Origin of the sequence: Nocardia cyriacigeorgica, assembly GCF_010858045.1 — a bacterium.
In the GTDB taxonomy this organism is placed as follows: Bacteria; Actinomycetota; Actinomycetes; order Mycobacteriales; family Mycobacteriaceae; genus Nocardia; species Nocardia cyriacigeorgica_E.
In genome coordinates this window covers 1-20,732 of sequence record NZ_JAAGVC010000048.1, presented here as the reverse complement: position 1 = coordinate 20,732, position 20,732 = coordinate 1, and the positions used below count along the sequence as shown (strand labels likewise).

The 20,732-nt window shown below is 69.6% G+C and carries 18 protein-coding genes and 1 riboswitch; of the genes, 8 read left to right on the top strand and 10 right to left on the bottom strand.

Translation table 11 applies throughout. From position 1 onward, the window contains the following. Positions 1-30 precede the first annotated feature (30 nt). Positions 31-1,035 (top strand): AraC family transcriptional regulator ligand-binding domain-containing protein, encoded by a 1,005-nt coding sequence (locus tag GV790_RS25705; RefSeq protein ID WP_163816924.1) that lies wholly within the window; start codon positions 31-33, stop codon positions 1,033-1,035. A 48-nt stretch (positions 1,036-1,083) separates the two neighbouring features. On the opposite strand, the gene GV790_RS25700 is transcribed toward GV790_RS25705, so the two are convergent. From GV790_RS25700 to GV790_RS25685, 4 genes are all read right to left on the bottom strand, one after another. Continuing rightward, positions 1,084-1,272 (bottom strand): hypothetical protein, encoded by a 189-nt coding sequence (locus tag GV790_RS25700; RefSeq protein ID WP_163816922.1) that lies wholly within the window; start codon positions 1,270-1,272, stop codon positions 1,084-1,086. A 192-nt stretch (positions 1,273-1,464) separates the two neighbouring features. Then, positions 1,465-2,499, bottom strand: a complete 1,035-nt coding sequence (locus GV790_RS31815; protein WP_163816920.1) for a CobW family GTP-binding protein — start codon at positions 2,497-2,499, stop codon at positions 1,465-1,467. 59 nt (positions 2,500-2,558) lie between these two features. Further along, positions 2,559-3,845, bottom strand: coding sequence for an N-acetylmuramoyl-L-alanine amidase (locus GV790_RS25690; RefSeq protein WP_163816918.1), 1,287 nt, complete (start codon positions 3,843-3,845; stop codon positions 2,559-2,561). A gap of 180 nt (positions 3,846-4,025) precedes the next feature. Further along, positions 4,026-4,532: a sigma-70 family RNA polymerase sigma factor gene (locus GV790_RS25685; RefSeq protein ID WP_228806743.1), complete on the bottom strand. Its 507-nt coding sequence runs from the start codon at positions 4,530-4,532 to the stop codon at positions 4,026-4,028. Positions 4,533-4,781: 249 nt separating this feature from the next. On the opposite strand from GV790_RS25685, the gene GV790_RS25680 reads away from it, so the two are divergent. The 4 genes from GV790_RS25680 to GV790_RS25665 all read left to right on the top strand — a co-directional run bounded on the left by GV790_RS25680 (position 4,782) and on the right by GV790_RS25665 (position 7,612). Continuing rightward, the gene (locus tag GV790_RS25680) at positions 4,782-5,168 is read left to right on the top strand and encodes a hypothetical protein (RefSeq protein ID WP_163816916.1); all 387 of its coding nucleotides are present in this window, start codon (positions 4,782-4,784) and stop codon (positions 5,166-5,168) included. 61 nt (positions 5,169-5,229) lie between these two features. Continuing rightward, positions 5,230-5,979, top strand: a complete 750-nt coding sequence (locus GV790_RS25675) for an SDR family oxidoreductase (protein WP_163816913.1) — start codon at positions 5,230-5,232, stop codon at positions 5,977-5,979. A 24-nt stretch (positions 5,980-6,003) separates the two neighbouring features. After that, on the top strand, positions 6,004-6,405 hold the full coding sequence (locus tag GV790_RS25670) for a PaaI family thioesterase (protein WP_163816911.1): 402 nt from the start codon (positions 6,004-6,006) through the stop codon (positions 6,403-6,405). Between the two features lie 247 nt (positions 6,406-6,652). Beyond that, positions 6,653-7,612, top strand: a complete 960-nt coding sequence (locus tag GV790_RS25665) for an SMP-30/gluconolactonase/LRE family protein (RefSeq protein WP_163816909.1) — start codon at positions 6,653-6,655, stop codon at positions 7,610-7,612. A gap of 45 nt (positions 7,613-7,657) precedes the next feature. Here GV790_RS25665 and GV790_RS25660 read toward each other — a convergent pair whose 3' ends face one another. Then, positions 7,658-8,119, bottom strand: a complete 462-nt coding sequence (locus tag GV790_RS25660; RefSeq protein ID WP_163816908.1) for a PaaI family thioesterase — start codon at positions 8,117-8,119, stop codon at positions 7,658-7,660. A 137-nt stretch (positions 8,120-8,256) separates the two neighbouring features. Continuing rightward, a riboswitch (guanidine-III (ykkC-III) riboswitch) is annotated at positions 8,257-8,328 on the top strand. Positions 8,329-8,344: 16 nt separating this feature from the next. Between GV790_RS25660 and GV790_RS25655 the strand changes: the two genes are divergently transcribed. Continuing rightward, positions 8,345-8,659 (top strand): DMT family transporter, encoded by a 315-nt coding sequence (locus GV790_RS25655; RefSeq protein ID WP_163816907.1) that lies wholly within the window; start codon positions 8,345-8,347, stop codon positions 8,657-8,659. Positions 8,660-8,678: 19 nt separating this feature from the next. Here the strand turns inward: GV790_RS25655 and GV790_RS25650 are convergent, their stop codons facing one another. Then, complete coding sequence (locus GV790_RS25650) at positions 8,679-9,953, bottom strand: MFS transporter (protein WP_163816953.1); 1,275 nt, start codon at positions 9,951-9,953, stop codon at positions 8,679-8,681. A 380-nt stretch (positions 9,954-10,333) separates the two neighbouring features. Here GV790_RS25650 and GV790_RS25645 point away from each other — a divergent pair, with 380 nt between their 5' ends. Continuing rightward, on the top strand, positions 10,334-11,230 hold the full coding sequence (locus GV790_RS25645; RefSeq protein WP_163816906.1) for a bile acid:sodium symporter family protein: 897 nt from the start codon (positions 10,334-10,336) through the stop codon (positions 11,228-11,230). On the opposite strand, the gene GV790_RS25640 is transcribed toward GV790_RS25645, so the two are convergent. Further along, positions 11,203-17,199 carry a non-ribosomal peptide synthetase gene (locus GV790_RS25640; protein WP_163816905.1) on the bottom strand — a complete coding sequence of 1,999 codons (5,997 nt, stop codon included), beginning with the start codon at positions 17,197-17,199 and terminating at the stop codon, positions 11,203-11,205. The genes GV790_RS25645 and GV790_RS25640 overlap by 28 nt on opposite strands. A 145-nt stretch (positions 17,200-17,344) precedes the next feature. Continuing rightward, complete coding sequence (gene lexA, locus GV790_RS25635; protein WP_163816904.1) at positions 17,345-17,989, bottom strand: transcriptional repressor LexA; 645 nt, start codon at positions 17,987-17,989, stop codon at positions 17,345-17,347. 126 nt (positions 17,990-18,115) lie between these two features. On the opposite strand from lexA, the gene GV790_RS25630 reads away from it, so the two are divergent. Next, positions 18,116-19,390, top strand: a complete 1,275-nt coding sequence (locus GV790_RS25630; protein ID WP_163816903.1) for a lipase family protein — start codon at positions 18,116-18,118, stop codon at positions 19,388-19,390. Between the two features lie 29 nt (positions 19,391-19,419). On the opposite strand, the gene GV790_RS25625 is transcribed toward GV790_RS25630, so the two are convergent. Together GV790_RS25625 and GV790_RS25620 are read right to left on the bottom strand one after the other, a co-directional pair. Further along, positions 19,420-20,259: an alpha/beta hydrolase family protein gene (locus tag GV790_RS25625; protein WP_163816951.1), complete on the bottom strand. Its 840-nt coding sequence runs from the start codon at positions 20,257-20,259 to the stop codon at positions 19,420-19,422. A 324-nt stretch (positions 20,260-20,583) separates the two neighbouring features. Further along, a partial coding sequence (locus tag GV790_RS25620) for a PLP-dependent transferase (RefSeq protein WP_175586007.1) occupies positions 20,584-20,732 on the bottom strand: 149 nt, incomplete at its 5' end.

The following is a 20,732-nucleotide window of genomic DNA, read 5'->3' as shown; positions in this document are numbered from 1 at the left end:
GGTGCTTGTAGATCTCCCGCAGGAGAGGGCATGCGTTCTGACCAAGTCACGTTGCATCGGTTCGTCATCGGCGAACTCACTGCGGCCGGATTGGACCGAGACAAACTGATCCGGGACATCGGGCTCCCGTCATGGGCCCTTGCCAGCCCCGAGGCGTATGTGCCGAGCGAGATCTTCGCGCGCCTGTGGGAGGTCGCCGAACACGAGCTCGGCGATCCGGCCGTCCCGCTGCGCGTGGCGAACCGCTACAGCATGGGCGCGCTCGGCCTGTACGACTACCTGTTCTCCACCGCACCCGATCTCGGCTCCGGGTTGCGCACTCTCGGACCGTATGTCACCGCCGTGACCACCAACCATCGCTGGGGTCTGGTCCAGGACGACGACGAAGTGACGCTGTCGATCGAGATGGTCGACACCGATGGCTACAGCCGAGACCGGATTCATCTGTGGGGGCTGGCCGCCGTCGTGGCGCGCAGCCGCCTGGTGATCGCCGCGCCGGTGATCCCGATACGGGTGCAGCTGCGGCGCGAGCCACCGCCGTCGCTGAACGCCTTTGTCGAACTCTTCGGCACCACCGATATCGAATTCCGGGCACCCATCGACGCGGTGACCTTCCGCGCCGCCGATATGAATCTGCCGCTCACCTCCACCGATCCCACTCTCGCCACGGTGCTCAAGCCGTTGGCCGACGCGCTGCCGCCGCCTCCGCCGCTGGCCACCACCTGGGCGGAGCAGGTCGCGACGGCTCTGGCCAAGGCCTTGGAAGTCGGTGAGGTATCGCTGGAAGCGGTAGCGCGCAGGATGGCGACCAGCCCACGCACCCTGCAGCGGAGGCTGATGGAGGCCGGAACGACCTGGCGTCAGGAGGTGGACCGGGCGCGCGCGGCGCGGCTCGCGGAGGCCACCGCGACCGGTCCGATCACCCGGGCCCGGCAGGCTCAGCTGCTCGGGTACACCGATCCGGGTTCGCTGCGGCGGGCGGCGCGACGCTGGTCGATCACCGGCTCGCATCGCCGGTGCGAGCAGTTGGACTGAACGCCGCCGACCCGACCCGGGGCCGGCGACGTTGCACCGGTCCGGATGTTATTTCAGGAATCGCGCGGCGATGCGCCAGAAGGTGCCGCCCTCGAGGGAACGGAAGTCCCAGCTTCTGGCGGCCGCGTGGGACGCGGCGACAATGGCCGGTACGTCGAAATCGTAGCGGGTGGCCGTACCTTTGGCCTCCAGCGCGGCGATCACATATGCAGTGGCAGTCTCCCTGGTCGCGTACATGACACTCTCCCCTCGTCAACAAGCGAACTTCGAAACTGTCCGCAGTGCACCGGGGGCCCACGAGGCGACACGCCTAGTGCGGCGACACGACGAACATGATGACGAGTTTTGTGCGACCGGCACGGTCGCGCCAGCGCCTATTGCGCCACATTGGTGATAAACGCGCCAATTTCGGATTATCCGGCCGCCGACTCAGTGCGGCACGTATCGCCATACCGGCAGCATCGAGGCCTCGTCCAGCAATTGCTCGCCGGCGTGCACCGTCTCGTTCAGGCGTTTCAGCGCCAGTTCGGTATCCAGACCGGCACCGATGAGAACCAGCCTGCTGCGGCGATCCTCGCCGCGCCGCCATGTGGCCGGCTCGCATACGAGATGTCTTCCTACCATGTGCAGAACGAACTTGCGATGCTCACCGGCGACCGCGAATGCGGCGAATCCCTTGGCGCGGAACAATCCCGGCGGCGGATCCTCGAAGAAGCCGATCAGTTGCCTCGGATCCAGATCGCGGGAGCTGGTGAACGACACGGTGACGTACTCGTCGTGCAGATGGCGGTGGCCGTCGGTGGGATCGTGCTGATGCTCGGCGAGCAGTTCGTCGAAGCTCAATTGCTCGGCCACCCGCGGAGCTTCGCGCAACGGTTCGTCGAACAGCAGGCCAGGTTCGATCCGGCCGTGGCTGGTCGCGTACACCGGGGCAGGCTCGATCAGCGTGGCGATCTCCGCGCGCAGCGGTGCGAGCTGCGCCGGTTCGACCCGATCGGCCTTGTTGACCACCACCAGATCGGCCAGCCGCAGATGATCGGCCAGTTCCGGATGACGCTCCCGGTGCGCCGGGAACTGTTCGGCGTCGACCACTTCCACCAGGCCGCCGTAGCGGATGCGCGGATTCTCGCTGGCCGCCACCATGCGAATCAGGTTGCGCGGTTCGGCCAGGCCGCTGGCCTCGACCACGATGACGTCGATGCGGGCGCTCGGCTGGGCGAGCCGGTCGAAGAGCTCATCCAATTCGCTGACGTCGACCGCACAGCACACGCAGCCGTTGCCGAGCGAGACCATGGCGTCGACCTGGCCCGCCACCAGCATCGCGTCGATATTGATCGCGCCGAAGTCGTTGACGACGACCCCGATCCGGGTGCCGCGATTATCGCGGAGCAGATGGTTGAGCAATGTCGTCTTGCCGGACCCGAGGAACCCGGCGACGATCACGACAGGAATCGACTGGGCCACCCGGACACCCTACTGGCATCCGCCGACACCCTCTCCCCACGGCCGGATGCGGCCAAGGGTCAGTCCGTCGGCGCGAACAGGGCGGCGGCCAGCGTGTAGGCCAGGTTGATCAGCTCCGCGGTGATCGCGGTGTCGTCCATGCCGAGCGCCTTCGCCAGCGGCATCAGCAGTTCCATCACGGTGCCGACGACGCCGTCGTCGGAATCGCCGGTCCGCGCCTCCGGGGAGGTGCTGCTGGACCCGCTCGGCGCCTTGGTGGTGCTCGGCGTCGACTTCGGCGTGGTCGCCGGCGCGGACCGAGTCTGCGGCGCGTCGGAGCCGGGTGCCGTACGGGAGTTGTTCACGCCAGGCCGTTGCGCGGGAGCCGCCGGTGGCGTGGTGGTGGTCGGCGCCGGCGCGGTGGTCTGCGCGGGAGTCGGCGCCCCGGCCGGGGCCGGTTCCGGAGCGGCGGTCGTGGTCGGCGCCGCGGAGGTCGTCGTCGGAGCCGGGTCCTGCGGCGCAGGAGCCACCGCGGGGGTGTCGACGCCGGTATCGGGCGCCCCGACCGGGGCATCGGCCGACGGCGGTGCGCCGAGCAGGAAGCTCACCAGTCCGGTGGTGATGGCGATGGCGTGCTTCAACTGCCCGTCGCCGGATTCCAGCAGCGCGGCATCCTCGGGGTTGGCGCCGTTGCCCATCTCGATGAACACATCGGGCACGGTCGTCAACGCGGGCCCGGCGACGTCGGCGCGGGTCTGCAAGCCGTCCACCACGCCCGCGTAGTTCGCCGACGGGAAGCCCGACGACAGGTAGGCATCGCGCATCGCCTTCGACGCCGCCAACCCGGCCGTCGACTGCACCCGGTCGGCCGCGGGGTCGGGGATCGGCAACTGCGGCACGATGACGTGGAACCCGCGATACTGCGCGGGCGCTCCGTCGGCGTGGATGCTGACCGCGACGGCGGCCCCGGAGGCGTTGGCGGCCGCGGCGCGCTCGTCGATGCACCCGCCCCAACCGCTGTCGTCCTGGCGGCTGAGCACGACGCGGGCGCCGAGGCTTTCCAGTGAGGTCTTGACCAGCTGGGCGACGTTCCAATTGATGGTGTGTTCGGCGACGCCGTTGACGGTGGTCATGCCGGTGGTCTGGCAGTCCTTCGTGCCGCCGCGGCCGTCGCTGACCTGGCGCGCGAGGTTCTCGGTGTGGTTCGGCCCCTGGTGGCCCGGATCGAGGAAGACGGTTCTGCCCGCCAGTTTGGTGGCCATGTCGGGCGATACCGGTGCGGCGGTCGCGGTGACGGCGGACGGAGCGAGCGCCATGGCCGTACCGACGACGGCGCAGAGACCAGCCTTGACGAAGTTCGGCTTCATATGCGGTCGGCGCTCCGGGACGGAGCGCCCCTCCCTTCCCACTAGCTTCCCACTAGCAACACCAAACCCAGTGGTTCACTCTGGTCACAGCGGCAACCGCAGCGCAACCCTCGTTACGGAAGTGTGATCTGAGCCACGACCGTTTCGCGCCGGGGCCGGAGGAAGGGGTGTCAGCGCAGGTCAGGCGGCTTGCGGCAGCTGCCGCAGGGTGCGCAGCGCGTAGTGCACCCTGGTCTTCACCGTGCCCACCGGGACGCCGAATTCGGCCGCGACCTCCTGATAGGCGCGGTCCCGCAGGATCACTTCGACCACCGCGGCGCGCTGCGAATCGGTCAATCGGGCGAGTAGATCGTCGACCAGCAAACCGTCGACAAGGCCGTCGGCGAAGTCCGGATGCGAATAGCGGACATCGCTGAGTTCGGAGACCTCTTCCCACCCGGTGTCGCCGGGCCTGCTCGCGCGTGCCCGCGCCATATCGATCAGGACATTGCGCTCGATGGCCAGCAGCCAGGTCCGCAGGCTGCCCTTACGCTCGTCGAAGCGGGCACAGGAACGCCAGGCCCGCAGCAGCGTCTCCTGGACGGCCTGCTCGGCCAGCCCTTGATCGCCGAGCGCGTGCATGGCGCGCCAGTGCAGTAATGCGCGGTCCTCGGCCAGCACGGAGGCCAGGCCGTCGTCGGTGCACAAACGAGCGCACCGCGTCCCACACGCGGATCCGGAAACCATTCGAGCCGAGCGACGACCTGTCATGTAAGAGATATCGCGCATCGCGGCCTCGGTGACATCACTCACATCGAGGAAATTGTGCGAATCGACGAAATTCCCCGAATCGCCCAATGGGGGTGCACCCGTCTGGTAGATCTGCCGGGGAGATTCGGGGATCTCAGACCGGCCGCTTCCCGGCGGCGACCTTGCGGGATTCGAGGAGACATCGTCATGCGTGCAGGCACGCTGGTCATCGCCGGAGCCATCGCTTCGGTCACCACATTGCTCGGCGGTGGGAGCGCTGCCGCCGCACCGGCCCCCGAGATGCCGCACGACGGCGTCTATATCGTCGGCGTCGATATCAACCCCGGATTGTGGGAAGCGCCCGGCACACCCGACCCGGCACACGGCTGCGATTGGCGGCGGCTGTGGAAGGTCGAGGGCGACAACACCGATATGCGATATGTCCGGGCCAACAATTACACCCGCGAACGGCCGGTCCGGGTATTGATCGAAGCGCACGATGTGGCCTTCCGAACGGTGAATTGCGGTCCGTGGCGACAATTGCCCACGCCGCCGAACAGCGGGTCCGCCGGCGCCCTCCCGACCCGCGGCTGATCGAATGCCACCGGCTCGCCGGTCGCTATCGAGCACTGTTCAGCATCACTAGGGTCGAACCATGACGAGGACCAGGATTCTGATCACCGGCGCCAGCGCGGGTCTCGGCGCGGGCATGGCGCGCCAATTCGCCGCCAAGGGCCGCGATCTCGCGCTGTGCGCGCGCCGCGTGGACGCGCTCGAGGCCCTGCGCGACGAACTGACGGCCGCGCACCCCGGTATCACCGTCGCGGTGCGCGCGCTCGACGTCGACGATCACGCCGCGATCCCCGGGGTGTTCGGCGAACTCCGCGACGAGCTCGATGGTCTCGATCGAGTGATCGTGAACGCCGGGATCGGCAAGGGCGCCAAGGTCGGCACCGGTCGCGCCGATGCCAATCTGGCGACCGCCACCACCGATTTCGTCAGTGCACTGGCCCAGGCGGAGGCCGCGCTGGAGATCTTCCGTGAGCAGAACTCCGGCCACCTGGTGCTGGTCTCCTCGATGAGCGCCGTCCGGGGATTCCCCGGCAAGCGGGCGGCGTACGCGGCGAGCAAGGCCGGGCTGGCCGCGCTCGGCGATGGGCTGGCCACCGAACTGCGCACCTCGCCGATCGCGGTGACCACCCTGCTGCCCGGTTTCATCGCCACCGAGATGGTCACCCAGGCCGGCGACACCCGGTTGATCGCCCCGCTGGACAAGGGCGTCGCCGCGATGGTCGCCGCGATCGAGGCCGAGCGGGTGCGTGCGTGTGTACCCGGATGGCCGTGGCGGCTGTTCGATCTCGTCCTCCCCCGGCTGCCGCGTGCGGTGATCGCCAAGATCGGCTGACCGGCGTCCGGCACACTCGAGATCATGATCGATACCGAAGGTACACAGCTGTTCCACCAGTCCATGCCGTTCACCGAACGGCTCGGCGTCGAAGTACTCGAACACGGTCCCGGCCTGGTCCGCAGCAGGCTCGCCTGGGACGAGTCGTTGTGCACCCTCGGCGGGGCGATGCACGGCGGCGTGCTCATGTCGCTGGCGGATGCGACGGCAGCGGTCTGCGCGTTCCTCAACCTGCCCGAGGGCGCGAGCGGTACGACGACCGTGGAGTCCAAGTCGAACTTCCTGCGCGCGATCCGGTCCGGCCACGCGGTCGCCTCCAGCACCGTGCTGCACCCCGGCCGCAAGTTCATCGTGGTGGAAACCGAAATCCGCGACGACGCCGACAAACTCGTCGCGAAGGTGACCCAGACCCAAGCCGTGCTGTGATCGGGCCTGCGGCCCCTTAAGCCGGTCTTAAGCCCGTCTCGAGAGTCCGGCGGCATCGTCGTCGATGCCGGCCGGACCTGTTCCGAGAGGGGGGAGCAGGTCCGGGCGGCGCGCAAAAACGCACGGCGGCAACCTTTCCGCGAACTCCGCGCGCCCCCGCTCCCCCATCCCGACGGGTTGCGAGGGCCTCGCCCGGCATCCTACGATCCCGCTCGGCCCACCGAACACCAGCAGAGACGGGATTGTCTTGCCGAACGCGCATCCGGGACCCCGCAGTCCGCGCCGTCGCTTCACCGGCCGCCGCCTCCTCGGCGCACCCGCTGCCGCATTGCTCGCGGTCGCTGCCGGTTTCCTGGCACCGGCTCCCGCCCTCGCCGACCCGGCCTCCTGCCCGCCCGCCGCGGTGTCCACGGCGACGGCGGCGCGGATCCCGCTGCTGGACTGGTCGGAGAACGTCGGCTTCGATGCCGAGGGCAACCTCTGGGTTTCGCGCATCTTTCGCAATGTCGTCGAGCGCTACGACAGGGCGGGCAACCTCACCGCCACCGTGCCGGTCACCTTCCCCGGCGCCGTACGGCCCGGCCCGGACGGGCTGATGTACGTCAACTTCGGCAACATCACCACCAGCACGATCATGAAGACCGGCGGCGTGGTCCGGTTCGACCCGACCGCGGCGAACCCGGTGCCGGAGGTCTTCGTCGACAACATCGGCATGGCCAATGGCGCCGCGTTCGACGAGGACGGCTACCTCTACATCACCGACACCGGCGGCGGCATCATCCGGGTGCGCCGCGACGGCAGCATCGATCGTGCGTGGACAGCCGCCGCACCACAGGATTTCGGCCTCAACGGCCTGGTGGCGCACGACGACGCGCTGTATGTGACGCTGCTGTCGAGCCCGACCGCGCGCGTGCTGCGGGTGCCGATCGCCGATCCGGCGCATCCGAGTGTGGTGGCCGATCTGTCGCCGCATTCGAATCCGCCCGCGCTGCCCGACGATCTCACCATCGCCCCGGACGGCATGCTCTATGTGAGCACCGCGACCGGCAGGCTGGCCCGCGTGGACGTCGCCACCGGCGCCACCTGCACCGTGGCCACCACCCAGCCGATCACCGCGCTCGCGGTGTCCCCCGGTCCGGACTCGACGGTGTTCGCCGGCACCGAGGGCGGCGATGTGCTGCGCATCCGGTTGAACCAGGGGAACTGACGATCGACGACGGGCGGCGGCCATCACCCGCCGCCCGCCCGCACGCTACTTGCCGTGCGCCCGGAGCTGGTAGAGCCCTTCGGTTTCCGCGATCACCACGCCGTCGGCGTCGGTGACCACCGCCGTCAAGGTGAAATCGGACTTGCCCGCCGCGGTGGCCTCCGCGACGATCCGGTCGATCTCGGCGTCGGACAGTGTCGCCTCGGCCCGCACATCGGTCTTGGCCGGCTTACGGAAGTAGATGTGCAGATCCTTGACCAGCGGATAGAACTCCGAGTTGTCGAAGGTGGCGACGGCGATCGCACCACCGAGGATCTCGGCGACGGTGAACAGCACGCCGGCGTACATCACCCCGAAGTGGTTGCCGTTGCCCGCCACGGGCACCGTGGTGGCCGCGTATCCGCGACGCACCTCGACCGCCTGCACCCCCATGGTGTGCGCGATCGGGATGGTGTGCTCCATCGCCGCGTTCACGATCTCGGCGAAGGGAGGGGTGACCTCGCTCATGCGCAACAGTCCTTTCGACAGACTCGAACGCCCGGACGTGGTGCCCGGACCAGATGGGTGCCCTCGGTACCCCGATATTGGCACTGCGCCAATACTGGCATGGCGGAGCCTCCCGCGGTAGGTGGTTATCATGAGAAACGAGGCCGCCACCTCCCAGCGGCCGACCGGACGATCGAAACCGTACCCGGGCACCGACAAGACGGTATTTCCGAAAGGGACACCGCCATGGCATGGGCAGTACTGATCGTTTCCGGCGTTCTCGAAGCCGTCTGGGCCACCGCGCTCGGCAAATCCGAAGGCTTCACCCGGCTCGTTCCCTCGGCGGTATTCGCCGTCGCGCTCATCTTCTCGATGATCGGCCTCGCCTACGCGATGCGCACCCTGCCGGTGGGCACCTCGTACGCGGTGTGGGTTGGCATCGGCGCTGCCCTCACCGTCGTGTACGCGATGGCCACCGGCACCGAGAGCGTCTCCCTGCTGAAGATCGGCTTGCTGGTGCTGATCGTCGGCGGTGTGGTGGGCCTGAAGCTGGCCCACTGACGCCCCCGGATCAGGCGGATCAGGCGGTGGCCACCCGCACCGGCAGCGGGATCTCGTCGGTGTTCGCGTCGGGCACCTCGGTGCCACGGATCGAGGTGCCTGCGGTCTCCCGCAGGAATGCCCAGGCCACCAGGCCGATCAGGGTGGCGCCGATCATGTAGAACGCCGGGAACAGCGACCAGCCGGTCGATTCGATGACGGCCTCGTTCACCAGCGGCGCGGTACCGCCGAACACCGCCGTCGACACGTTGTAGCCGAGCGCGAACCCCGCGTAGCGCACGTGGGTCGGGAAGATGGCGGGGAAGGTCGCGCTGATGGTGGCCAGCTGCGGGATGTAGAACAGCCCGAGCACCACGAAGCCGAGCACGGCCCAGCCGGTGCCGACCCCCATCAGCCAATACATCGGCACCGCCAGCACCGCGAGCCCGACCAGCGAGACCAGCCACAGCGGGCGGCGCCCGACCCGGTCGGACAGGCCGCCGAAGAACGGGATGCACACCATCATCACCAGCTGGCCGATCAGCATCATCGTGGTGGTGGTCGACTCGTCGAGGCCGATGGTCTTCTGCAGGTAGGTCGGCTGATAGGTGAGCAGGGTGTAGTTCACCACGTTCAGTGCGACCACCAACCCGGCGAGGGTGAGCAGCTCACGCGGGTAGTGGCTGATCAGCTCGCGCAGCCCGGTCGGCGGGTGCGGGTTCTCGGCGACCTCGGTGAAGACCGGGGATTCGTCGAGCTTGGCGCGCAGATACCACCCGATCAGGCCGAGCGGAATGGCCAGCAGGAACGGAATGCGCCAGCCCCAGTCGTGCATGGCCTCCGAGCCGACGGCGAGCTGGCAGGCCAGCACCACGGCCGAGCCGCCGACGAATCCGCCGAGGGTGCCGAATTCGAGGAAGCTGCCGAGGAAACCGCGTTTGCGATCGTTGGCGCATTCGGCGAGGTAGGTGGCGGCGCCGCCGTATTCACCGCCGGTGGAGAAGCCCTGGATCACCCGCAGCAGGATCAGCAGGATCGGGGCGATCACACCCACCTGGCCGTGCGTGGGCAGCACGCCGATCAGACCGGTGGCCGCGGCCATCAGCAGGATCGTGGTGGCCAGGACGGCCTTGCGGCCGATGCGATCGCCGAGCGGGCCCCACACCATGCCGCCCAGCGGGCGCAGCACGAAGGAGATGGCGAAGCCGAGCATGGTGCCGAGCGTCCCCAGGTCGCCCGGGAAGAACGCATCGGTGAGGTAGGTGGCCGTCGCGGCGTAGACGCCGTAGTCGAACCACTCGGTGGCATTGCCCATCGCCGACGCGGCGACCGATCTCTTGATTCGCCCGGCTTCCGGTGTCCGGTCCGTCACGAGCACGTCCTCTCCGGCCGCCGAACCACCCCTGCTGGCTCGACCGGCACTGATCCGATCAGCCCATCGGCGGCAGTGGTGGCCGAGGGCTCGACACGAAGAACTTCGTTACCCGTTCCCGGTCGGCAGTAAACACCCCGCTACCCAGACCCGGTAGGAGAACCGCCGTGCCGACCTGCGCTTCAGCGACGAAATGTGACTCCGGTCACAGTGGCTTGAAATGGGGCGCGTCACAGTAGTTCTCCGGTCCTGGGGACGGCACCGAGCATCGCGATATGACACCATCGGCGAGCGGCCGACGGGCCGGCTTCGGAAGGACGCGCATGGGCTCAACTGTTTTCGCGGTCGCGCTGCCGATCGCTCTCGGCATCGTCATGTTCGGCCTCGGGCTGACGCTGACCGTCGCCGATTTCGCTCGGGTGGTGACCTATCCGAAGGCAGCGGTCGTCGCGTTGACCTGCCAGCTGGTGGTGATGCCGATCATCTGTTTCGGGCTGGTGCGGATCTTCGGGCTCGACGGCGCGCTCGCGGTCGGCATGATGCTGCTCGCCGCCTCCCCCGGTGGTTCGTCGGCCAATCTGTTCAGCCATCTCGCGGGCGGGAATGTGGCGTTGAATGTGACGCTCACCGCGATCAACTCGGTGCTCGCGGTGTTCACGCTGCCGGTCGTGGTCGGCCTGTCGTATTCGGTCTTCCTCGATGACGGCGCCGGCCTCGGGCTGCAACCGGCCAAATTCCTGCAGGTCTTCGCCATCGTGCTGGTGCCCGTCGCGCTGGGCATGTGGGTGCGCAACCGGTGGACCGCGTGGGCGCTGCGCAGGCAGGGCACGGTCAAGATCGGCTCGGGAGTGGTGCTGGTGCTGGTGGTCTGCGCCGCGTTGTTCTCCGAATTCGACGCCTTCACCGACCATGTCGGCGAACTCGGCGCGATCGCGCTGCTGCTGTGCACCATCGGGCTCGGCATCGGCTACGGCGTGCCGAGGCTGTTCGGTGTGCGCCACGAGGACGCGATCGCCTCGAGCATGGAAATCGGTGTGCACAACGCCGCCCTTGCCATCGCGGTCGCGGCGACGGTGCTGAACAACGACGCGATGGCGCTGCCCGCCGCGGTCTACGGATTCTTGATGAACATCCCGGCGGGCATCGCGACCGTGGCGTTCGCACGCTCACGCAAGCAGCAGACCACGGCGGATTACGTCGAGACCCGCTCGACCTCCTGAGGCTCGGGCAGCACACCGTCGGCGCGGAAGGCGGCGAGGTAGCGGTCGATGACCTCGGAGGTGATCGGCGGGCAGCTGATCCCGGCCGGCTCGAGGGCCTCGCGCGCACGGCTGTCGTCGAGGATGACATCGGCGACGCCCGAATCGCCGAGATCGGCGTAGTTGCCGATGAGCAGGGTCGCGCGCATCAGGTCGTCGTGGTCGACGGCCTGTTCGGCCAGTCGCTGCTTCGCCGCGTCCACGTCGACGGTATCGATGCGGTAGCCCATCCGCACCAGCCCGTCGAGGATCTCGGCCACCCGGGTCGGAGTGGTGTTGACCAGGTGATAGCGGTCCGAGTCCGGCAGGCCGGTATTGGCGATGGCGACCAGGGCGCGGGCCACGTAATCGACCGGGGCGAGCGAAACGGCAGTATCGCCGAGGTCCGGCGTGACGCCGAGCAGGGCGGCCGCGCGCACCATCGTCCACATCGAATCGTCGGCGCTCATCACGCCGGTATCGACCGAGCCGCAGATCAGGCCGGGCCGGTAGACCGCGACGGGCACGCCGCGTGCACCCGCCTCCAGCACCAGCTGCTCGGCCACCCATTTGGCGGCGACATAGCCGTGCCTGGTGACCTCGGCGGCGGGGATGTCGCTGTCCTCGAGCACTACTCCGCTGGTTTCGGTGCCGAGTACGGCGTTGAGGGTGGAGACGAAGTGCACCGGTTTGATCCGGACGGTCGTCGCCAGCCGCAGCACCTCGGTGGTGCCGCCGACATTGGCCGCGCGCAGATCCGCGTAGGACTCCAGATGGTTGACCCGGGCGCCGTTGTGGTGGATGACGCTGATCCGGGCGGCCAGATCGGCGAAATCGGCTTCGCTCAGTCCCAGTCGCGGCTGCTCCAGATCACCGGGCACGGCCACCACTCGGTCGGCCAGATCGTGGTGGGGCAGCCGATAGCGGGCCAGCGCGGCGGTGATCCGACGCAAGCCGTCGGCGTGGTCGCGGCCCCGCACCAGGCACCAGATGCGGGAATCGGTGCGGTCGAGCAATTCCCGCAGCAGATGGACGCCGAGGAAGCCGGTGGCGCCGGTGAGCAGGACGTCGCCGGTGTCCACCGGCGGCACCAGGCCGGCGATGTCGATCACGGGGTCGAGGCGGGTGTCGGCGACAAGTTCGGCGATCCAGCGGTCGTCGCGCTCGGCGGCCGGCTCGACAGCGGCCAGCGCCCGCACCGTGGGCCGCTCGAATACCGTGCGCGGGTCGACCTCGATCCCGAGTCGTTCGGCCAGCCGCGTGCGCAGGGTGAAGACGAGCAGTGAGGTGCCGCCGAGGTCGAAGAAGGTGTCGTCGAGGGTGATCTCGTCGGTGCCGAGCAGCTCGGCGAACACCGCGGCCACGGCGATTTCGCGGTCGGTGGTCGGCAGGTTACCGGGTTCGCCTGCGGGGGCGGCGTTCTCGCGCACGGCGGCGGAGTCGGCGCCGGCGATGGGCTGACGCGCAGGCCCGGCACCGGCTGGGCCGACGGGCTGCCGATCGGCCGAGGAGGCGAGCTCGTCCTTCGCTCGTCGCGGCCCACCGATCGCGCTCGCCGGATCACCGACGATGCGCGCCACCATCTCTTGGAACCGCAGCGCGATATCGGACACCGTCGACCGGTCATAACGTTGGGCGGCATAACGGAATTCGGCGGTGAGACCATCGCGCCCCGGTACCTGCCGGACCGTCAGGGCGAGTTCGAAATGGGTGGTGTCCCGCGGGATGTCGAGCACCTCCACCCGGAGGCCGGCCAGTTCGAGAGCCGGCAGCGCCGGCAGGTTCTCGAAGGAGAACACGGTCTGGAACAACGGCGAACGGCCCTCGGCACGAGGCGGATTCACCGCCTCGACGATGTGGTGGAACGGGACGTCGGCATGGTCGAACGCCGCGAGCGCGGCCTCGCGCACCCGGGCCAGCAGCGCCGTGAACGGCTCCCCCGGCTCGACCGCGACGCGCACCGGCAGGGTATTGACGAACATGCCGACCAGATGGTCCAGCGTGGGATGGCCGCGGCCCGCGACCGGGGTGCCGACCGTGATATCGGTGCTGCCGCACAGTTCGTGCAGCAGTGCGATATAGGCGGCGTAGGTGACCATGAAGACGGTGGCGTCATGGCGTCGGGCCAGCTCGGCCAGAGCGGAGTCCGTCACCGCAGGCAGTTCGATATCGACGGTGCCGCCGGGGCCTTCGCTCGCGCCGTCGCGGTCCGCGGGAAGCGGCAGATACGCGGGCGCCCCGGCCAGCGTGCGAGTCCAGTACGCGAGCTGACGGGCCGCGATCGAGTCGGCGTCGGTGCGCTCGCCGAGCCGATCCTGCTGCCACAGTGCGTAATCGGCGTACTGCACCGGCAGCGCGGACCAGCCGGGCGTGCGTCCGGCGGCGTGCGCGGCGTAGGCGGTGGTCAGATCGGCGATCAAGGGGCCGAACGACCAGCCGTCGGCGGCGATGTGGTGGGCGACGAGCGCGAGCACATGCTCCTCGGCGTCCAGCCGGAGCAACCGCATCCGCACCGGGAGATCGCGCGTGAGGTCGAAGGGTGCGCCGGCGAGTTCGGACAGCCGCCGATCGAGGTCATGGCGTTCGACCTCTACCGGCGCGAGGTCGATCAGTTCGGCCGCGCGCGTGGTCGCCAGGATTCGCTGATAGGGCCCCGCCGACGTCTCCGGATAGACCGTGCGCAGCACCTCGTGCCGGTCCAGCACGGCGGTGACCGCGGCCGCGAGCACCGCCGGATCCAGCGGCCCGCGCAGGCCGAGCGCGACCGGCAGGTGATAGGCCGACGATTCCGGCATCAGCTGGTTGAGCAGCCACAGCCGCAGTTGGGCCGGCGCGGGCGCGATGCGTTCCGGGCGCGGCCGCATCGCCGGCGCGGGTGCGTCATCGGAGCGGGTGTCGAGGCGGGCGGCCAGACCGGCCACGGTGGGGGCGTCGAAGATCGTCCGCACACCGGTGCCGAGCCGCGCCGCGACCTGTGTCGCCGTCAGCGAGGTGCCGCCGAGGGCGAAGAAATCCGCACTCGCGCCGACCGATTCGAGGCCGAGCACCTGCGCGAACACCGCCGCCACCCGGCGTTCGGACGGCGTGGCCGGTGCGCGGAATCCGGTGCGGCCGAAGACCGGTGCGGGCAGCCTGCGGGTATCGAGCTTGCCATTGGCGGTCAGCGGCAGCGCGTCGAGCACGGTGTAGGCGGCCGGACGCAGATAGGCGGGCAACTCGTCGGCGAGTTCGGCCCGCAGTGCGTCGAGGTCAACGCTCGCGCCGGGCGCGGGGACCAGGTAGGCCACCAGATGTGGTCCGGTGCGCTCGTCGGTGTGCACGGTGACGGCGGCGCGCGCGATCTCCTGGCGCGCGGTCAGGACGGACTCGACCTCGCCCGGTTCGATGCGATGCCCGCGCACCTTGATCTGAAAGTCGGTGCGGCCGTGGTAGGTCAGCGCGGGATCGCGACCTTCGGTGACGGTGACCAGATCGCCGGTGCGGTAGAGCCGATCACCGGGGCGATACGGGTCGGCGACGAAACGGGCCGCGGTCAGGCCCGGCTTACCGTGATAGCCGCGTGCCAGCGCGGGGCCGCCGATGTAGAGCTCACCGGGCGTCCCCGGCGGCACCGGACGCAGCAACGCGTCGAGCACCAGTGCGCGGAAGCCGCGCAGCGGTGCGCCGATGGTGACCGGACGGCCGGCGACCAGTTCGCCGATGGTGGCGATATCGGTGGCTTCGGTGGGGCCGTACCCGTTGCGCATCAGCCGTCCCGGCGCCCAGGCCTCGACCAGATCGGCGCGGATGGCCTCACCGCCGACCCCGAGCACCCGCAGCGACGGCAGCGCCGCCGGGTCCAGCGTCGCCAGCACGGCGGGCGTGATGATCGCGTTGGTCACCGATTCGCGGCGGATCAGCTCGGCCAGATCCTCGCCGGCCACCACATACCGCGGCGCGACGACGAGGGTGGCGGCGCCGGCGAGCGCGCACAACTGCTCGCCGACGGCCATATCGAATCCGGGCGAGGCGTGATGCAGCGTGCGCGCACCCGGATGCAGGTCGTAGCGGTCGCGGCGTTCGGCGGCCAGATTGGCCAGGCCGCCGTGGGTGACCAGGACGCCCTTCGGTGTGCCGGTCGAGCCGGAGGTGTAGATCAGATACGCCGGATGGGCCGGGTCCAGCGGGGTCCGACGCTCGGTATCGGTGACCGGTCCCGCGTCGATTCCGGCGGTGGTCGCCGGATCGTCCAGCAGCAGCCAGGTGGTGGACTCGGGCAGGCCCGCGCGCAACGCCGCGGTGCTCACGCCGAGCCGGGCCGCACTGTCACCGAGGATGTGCGCGATGCGCTCGGCCGGATAGCCGGGATCGATCGGCACGAACGCGGCACCGGCCTTACTGATCGCCCACACGGCCGCCACCGATTCCGCCGAACGTTCCAGCACCATCGCGACCAGGGTCTCCGGTCCGGCGCCCGCGGCGATCAGGGCACGCGCGAGCCGGTCGGTCCAGGCGTCGAATTCCGCGTAGGTCCAGCGCCGATCGCCGTGCACCACGGCCGTGCCGTCCGGATTACGCGCGACTGCCGCGGCGATCAGCTCCGCCATCGGCACCGCGGGCACCGCGTCGGATCCCTGCCAGGGCACCAACCGCCGCCGTTCCTGCGGCCGCAGCACCTCGACGGCATGCACGGCGCTATCGGCGGGTGCGGTGACGAGTTCGCTCAGGAAGTCCAGGAAACGCCGGTGCTGGGCGGTCAGCTCCGCGCGGGTGTACCGGTTCGGGTTGGCCTCCCATTCCACTCGCAGGCCGGTGTCGGCGGCCGGGTAGATGTTGAGGGCGAGGTCGGCCACCGGACCGGTGGACAGCAGGTGCAGGGTGCCGGTCGCGGCGCCGAGATCGACGCCGGCACGGAAGTTCATGATGTTCACGGCCGGGCCGAATCCGCCCGCGTCCGGGCCGCGCCGCGCGATCCTGGCGACCTCTTCGCCGCGGAACCGCTGATGGCGCAGCGCCCCGCTCAACTCCCGGCGCGCGGCGGCGAACAGCTCGGCGATGGACGTCGCGGGCCCGGTGCCCACGCGCAGCGGCACCACATTGGTCACCATGCCGCCGGCACGACGCAGGACGGCGGTGGTGCGTGCGGTCACCGGCAGGCTCAGCGTCACCTCGGGCGCACCCGTCATCCGGGCGAGGTATCCGGCCAGCGCGGCCACCAGCACGGCGGCGGTTCCGGTCGCGCCCGCGGCCCGCTCCAGCGCCGCGTGCAGCTGCGGTTCGAGCGCGCCACCCACGACAATGGCCTGCGCGGCGGGAGGCCCCGGCCTGGTCGCGAGCGTCACCGGTTCGGGCAGGCCGTCGACCTTGTCGGCCCAGTATCGGCGATCGGTCTCGTACCGGGTCGAGTGCAGGTAGGCGATATCGGCGTCGACCAGGTCGGCGGGCGCGTGCTCGGTGCCTGCGGGCGGCTGCTGGCCGCGCATCATCGCCGCGTACAGCTCGGCGTGGCGCTGCTGCAACCGCATGGCGCCGTAACCGTCGAGGGCGATGTGGTGGGCGCGGCCGTAGATGAAGTGCCGGTCGGGGCCGATGTGCAGGATCGTCGTCTGCACCGGCGGGTCGTTGCGCAGGTCGAACGGGGTGCACTGGTCCGCGCGCATCCAGGCGCTCGCGGCGGATTCGGGGTCGGGTTCGTCGCGTAGATCGAGGTAGCCGATCTCGTCGTACTGGTCGTAGTCGATCCACTGCCGCACCTGGCCGTCGAGCTCGACGTCGAACCGCAGGTAGGCGCCCAGCTCGCGGGCCGCCTGCCGCGCGGCCGCCTGGTAGACGTCGCGGTCGAGCGGTCCGACGACGTCGATGTACTGCGTGGTGGTCAGCGGAACCTCGCCCAGCAGCTGCTGGGCAAACCAGACTTCCCGCTGCGCCGACGTCAACGGCAGGGATTCACCGACATCGCCGGACGATCTCATCGCGCTCTACCTTGCAACTAGCGGACCAAAGCCAAAAGGTTAGCCTAGCCTTTGCTCATTATCCACTCGCAGGTCACGAACAGATAAATTTGCCGCCTGTTCGCTATCTCCGGCAGTCGCGACCAGGCAGCGCGGGCGCCCCGGCTCAGACCCGCCGCATCACCGACACGACTTTGCCGAGCACCACCGCGCGATCGCCGTCGATCACGTCGTAGGCGGGATTGCGCGGTTCCAGATACACGTGCCCGTTGCGGCGCCGGTACACCTTCACCGTGGCCTCGTCGTCGATCATGGCGGCGACGATATCGCCGGAGTTGGCTTCCTGCTGCCGGCGCACCACCACGATGTCGCCGTCGCAGATGGCCGCCTCGATCATCGAATCGCCGCGCACCCGCAGCCCGAATACCGTGCCGCGACCGACCAATTCGCGCGAGACGGTGAGCATGTCGTCGGTGTGTTCCTCGGCCAGGATCGGCGCGCCCGCCGCGATGTCACCGACGACCGGCACCGCGACCGTGCCTTCGGCCGCGACCCGCTGTTCGGTCTCGCGCAGGAACAGCCGCACATCGATGGGCCGCGCCATCGCCTCCCCGCGACGCAGAAAACCCTTCTCCTCCAGGGCCTTCAGATGCCGCGACACCGACGACGCCGACCGCAGCCCCACCGCATCGCCGAGCTGGCGGGTGCTGGGCGGATAGCCACGCTCGAGCACCCACCGCTGGATGGTGGCGAGGATGTCACGCTGCCGCGGCGGCAGCGTCGAGGTGTCGAGATGCTCGTATCCGCTCACCCGGGAATGGTAAACGGGCTGCGTTTGGGCAGATGCACAAGCTGCCAGGGGCGAAGACTTGGACTTTGCGAATAGCCGGCCGATACCCCCGCGCGGTGTGCTTGGAGGCGACGAACGGAGTTGTCCATGCTGCCCAACCACTCTCGTGGCCGTCGCCTCGCGCGCTGCCTCGCACTGGCCGCGCTGGCGGCGACCTGCGCCGTCGCCGCACCGGCGACGGCCGATATCCCGCTGCCGCCGTTGCCCAACGAGGCCGAGGTGTACCCGGCGATTCCGCTCCCGACGCCGCAGCAGGACCCGTGGTACGCCGACCCGGACGATCTGGCCGGTTACCGCAACGGCGACGTCATCCGGACCCGGGTCGTGCAGACCTATCTGCTCGGAGTGCCCATTCCCGTGCACGCGACCCAGCTGCTGGTCCGTTCCAGCGACGCGCAGGGCGAACCGCTGGCGACGGCGTCGACGGTGCTGATGCCGGGCATTCCGTGGCTCGGCCCGGGGCCGCGCCCGCTGATCTCGTATCAGGAAGCCATCGACAGCCTCGGCCAGCAGTGCAATCCCTCCTACACGCTGCGAGCCGGGTTGATGAAGGAGACGACGCTGCTGGGCCAGTTCCTTGCGGCGGGTACGGCGGTGGTGATCACCGATTTCGACGGAAAGAGCAACGCCATCATGTCGCCGGCGGAGGGCCGGATGGTGCTCGACGGCATCCGCGCCGCACAGCGGGCCGGGCTCGGTCTGGAGACGGCGCCGGTCGGCCTGTGGGGCTATTCCGGTGGCGGTAATGCCTCGGCGGCGGCGGCCGAACAGCACCGCGGCTACGCACCCGAGCTGAATATCCGCGCGAGCGCTCAGGGCGGTATCCCGGGCGACAAGGCCGCGATCGCACCGTTCGCGATCTCGGGCACGCAACCGCAGGCGAACTTCACCGGCTGGCTCGCGATCCTCGGCCTGGCCCGCGAATACCCGGAGATGGCCGCCGTGCTGGATCGCTACCTCACCCCCGACGGCAAGAAGGTCGCCGCGGATCTATCCGACCGCTGCCTCTACACCACCGTCGCCACCACCCTGCTGCGTCCGGTGCGCGAGTACCTCACCTCCCCGGATGCCCTGTCGGACCCCGTGGTCCAGCAGGTGCTCCGGGACGCGAGCCTCGGCCATCCGGCGAACACCCCGGACATGCCGCTGCTGATGTGGCATTCGTGGACCGATCAGCTGCTGCCCGCCGAACTGGCCATCGACGATGTGGTGCGCCGCTACTGCGAGCGCGGGGTGAACCTGCGCTACCACAAGGTTCCGGCCTCCGAGCACATCAGCGCGGAGCTGGTCCCCGAACTGGCCACGGTCGCCTGGCTGGTCGCGGTCACCGCGGGCGCCGATCCGGGGCCCACGACCTGCTGAACCCGTCCGTAGGCCGTGGACGGGCCGGTTCAGGCGCCGAGCCGGTCCAGCAGGGCGGTTTTCGCGGCAGCCCAGGCCGCGGAATGCACGTCGCCGAAGTCGGCGTGACCGCCGCCGGGCACCAGGTGCAGCGTGACCGGATCGCCTGCCGCGCGGGCGGCCGCGGCGTAGTTGCGGCTCTGATCGGGCGAGACGGTGCCGTCGTTGTCACCGTGGACGACGGTGACGGGCAGCCCCACCGGCAGATGCTCGATGGGCGAGGCGATCCGGTAGCGGTCGGGTTGCTCGTCCGGCATGCCACCGAGCAGATCGCGCACGAACCGGTCGTGGCCGGTGATCGCGGCCAGCCGCAGATCCAGCACCCCGGCCATGATGGTCGCGCCGGCCAGACGCACCTTCGGGTCGGCGCCGGGGGCATCGGTGCCGTCGATGGTGTGCCGCCCGGCCAGCCACGCCGCCAGGTGCCCGCCGGCCGAATGCCCGGCAACATGTACCCGACTCAGGTCGAGCCGGCCACCGGCGCGCTGCTGCACCACCGTCGCCAGCGACTCGGTCGCATCGTCGACGTCGGCGAGTGTCGTCGGCCAACCACCCACCCCGCCGACCCTGCGGTATTCCACATTCCACACCGCCACACCATGGGCGACCAGATCCTCGGCCAGCACCGCGGTATAGCTCAGATCGTGCACCTGTTCCCAGCCGCCGCCGTGCACGAGCACGACCACCGGGAGGTCGCCGGAGCTGCCCGCGGGGAGATAGAGATCGCCGAAGTTGTCGTCGGTCTCGCCGTAGCTGATCCGCAGGGGATCGACGGCCGCGGGTGAGGTGCTCGGCGGCGCCGTCGTCCCGGCATCGCCACATCCGCACATCAGCGCGACCAGTGCCGCTAGGAACAGCGAGGAAACCTTCCGCACCACGACCTCCCACCTTGCGCCCGACCAGGACCGTCTCCTCGGATTCAAACAGGAGCCGGGCCTTCGCGGGCGCATCCGCGCGTGGTTCGGCCGGGTCCATCCCGCCGGTTTCCGGCAGTACGCCGACGGAATGGATGCCCCGGCCAGTTGGCCGCGTGTTCCCGCGGCCGTCACACCGGCATCGGCCGGTGACGCACCGGTCCCCTCACCAACCGGTACGCGATACGGGTTCGCGGGGAACGGATTCGGTGTGGACGCAACCGAATCCGCGCGCGCGATCTATCGAGCCGCGTCGAATCCGGCGCGTAGGTCGGTGAGGATGTCGTCGATGCCTTCGATGCCGACGGCGAGGCGGACCAGGCCGGGGGTGACGCCGGCGGCGAGTTGTTGGTCGGGGGTGAGTTGGGAGTGGGTGGTGGAGGCGGGGT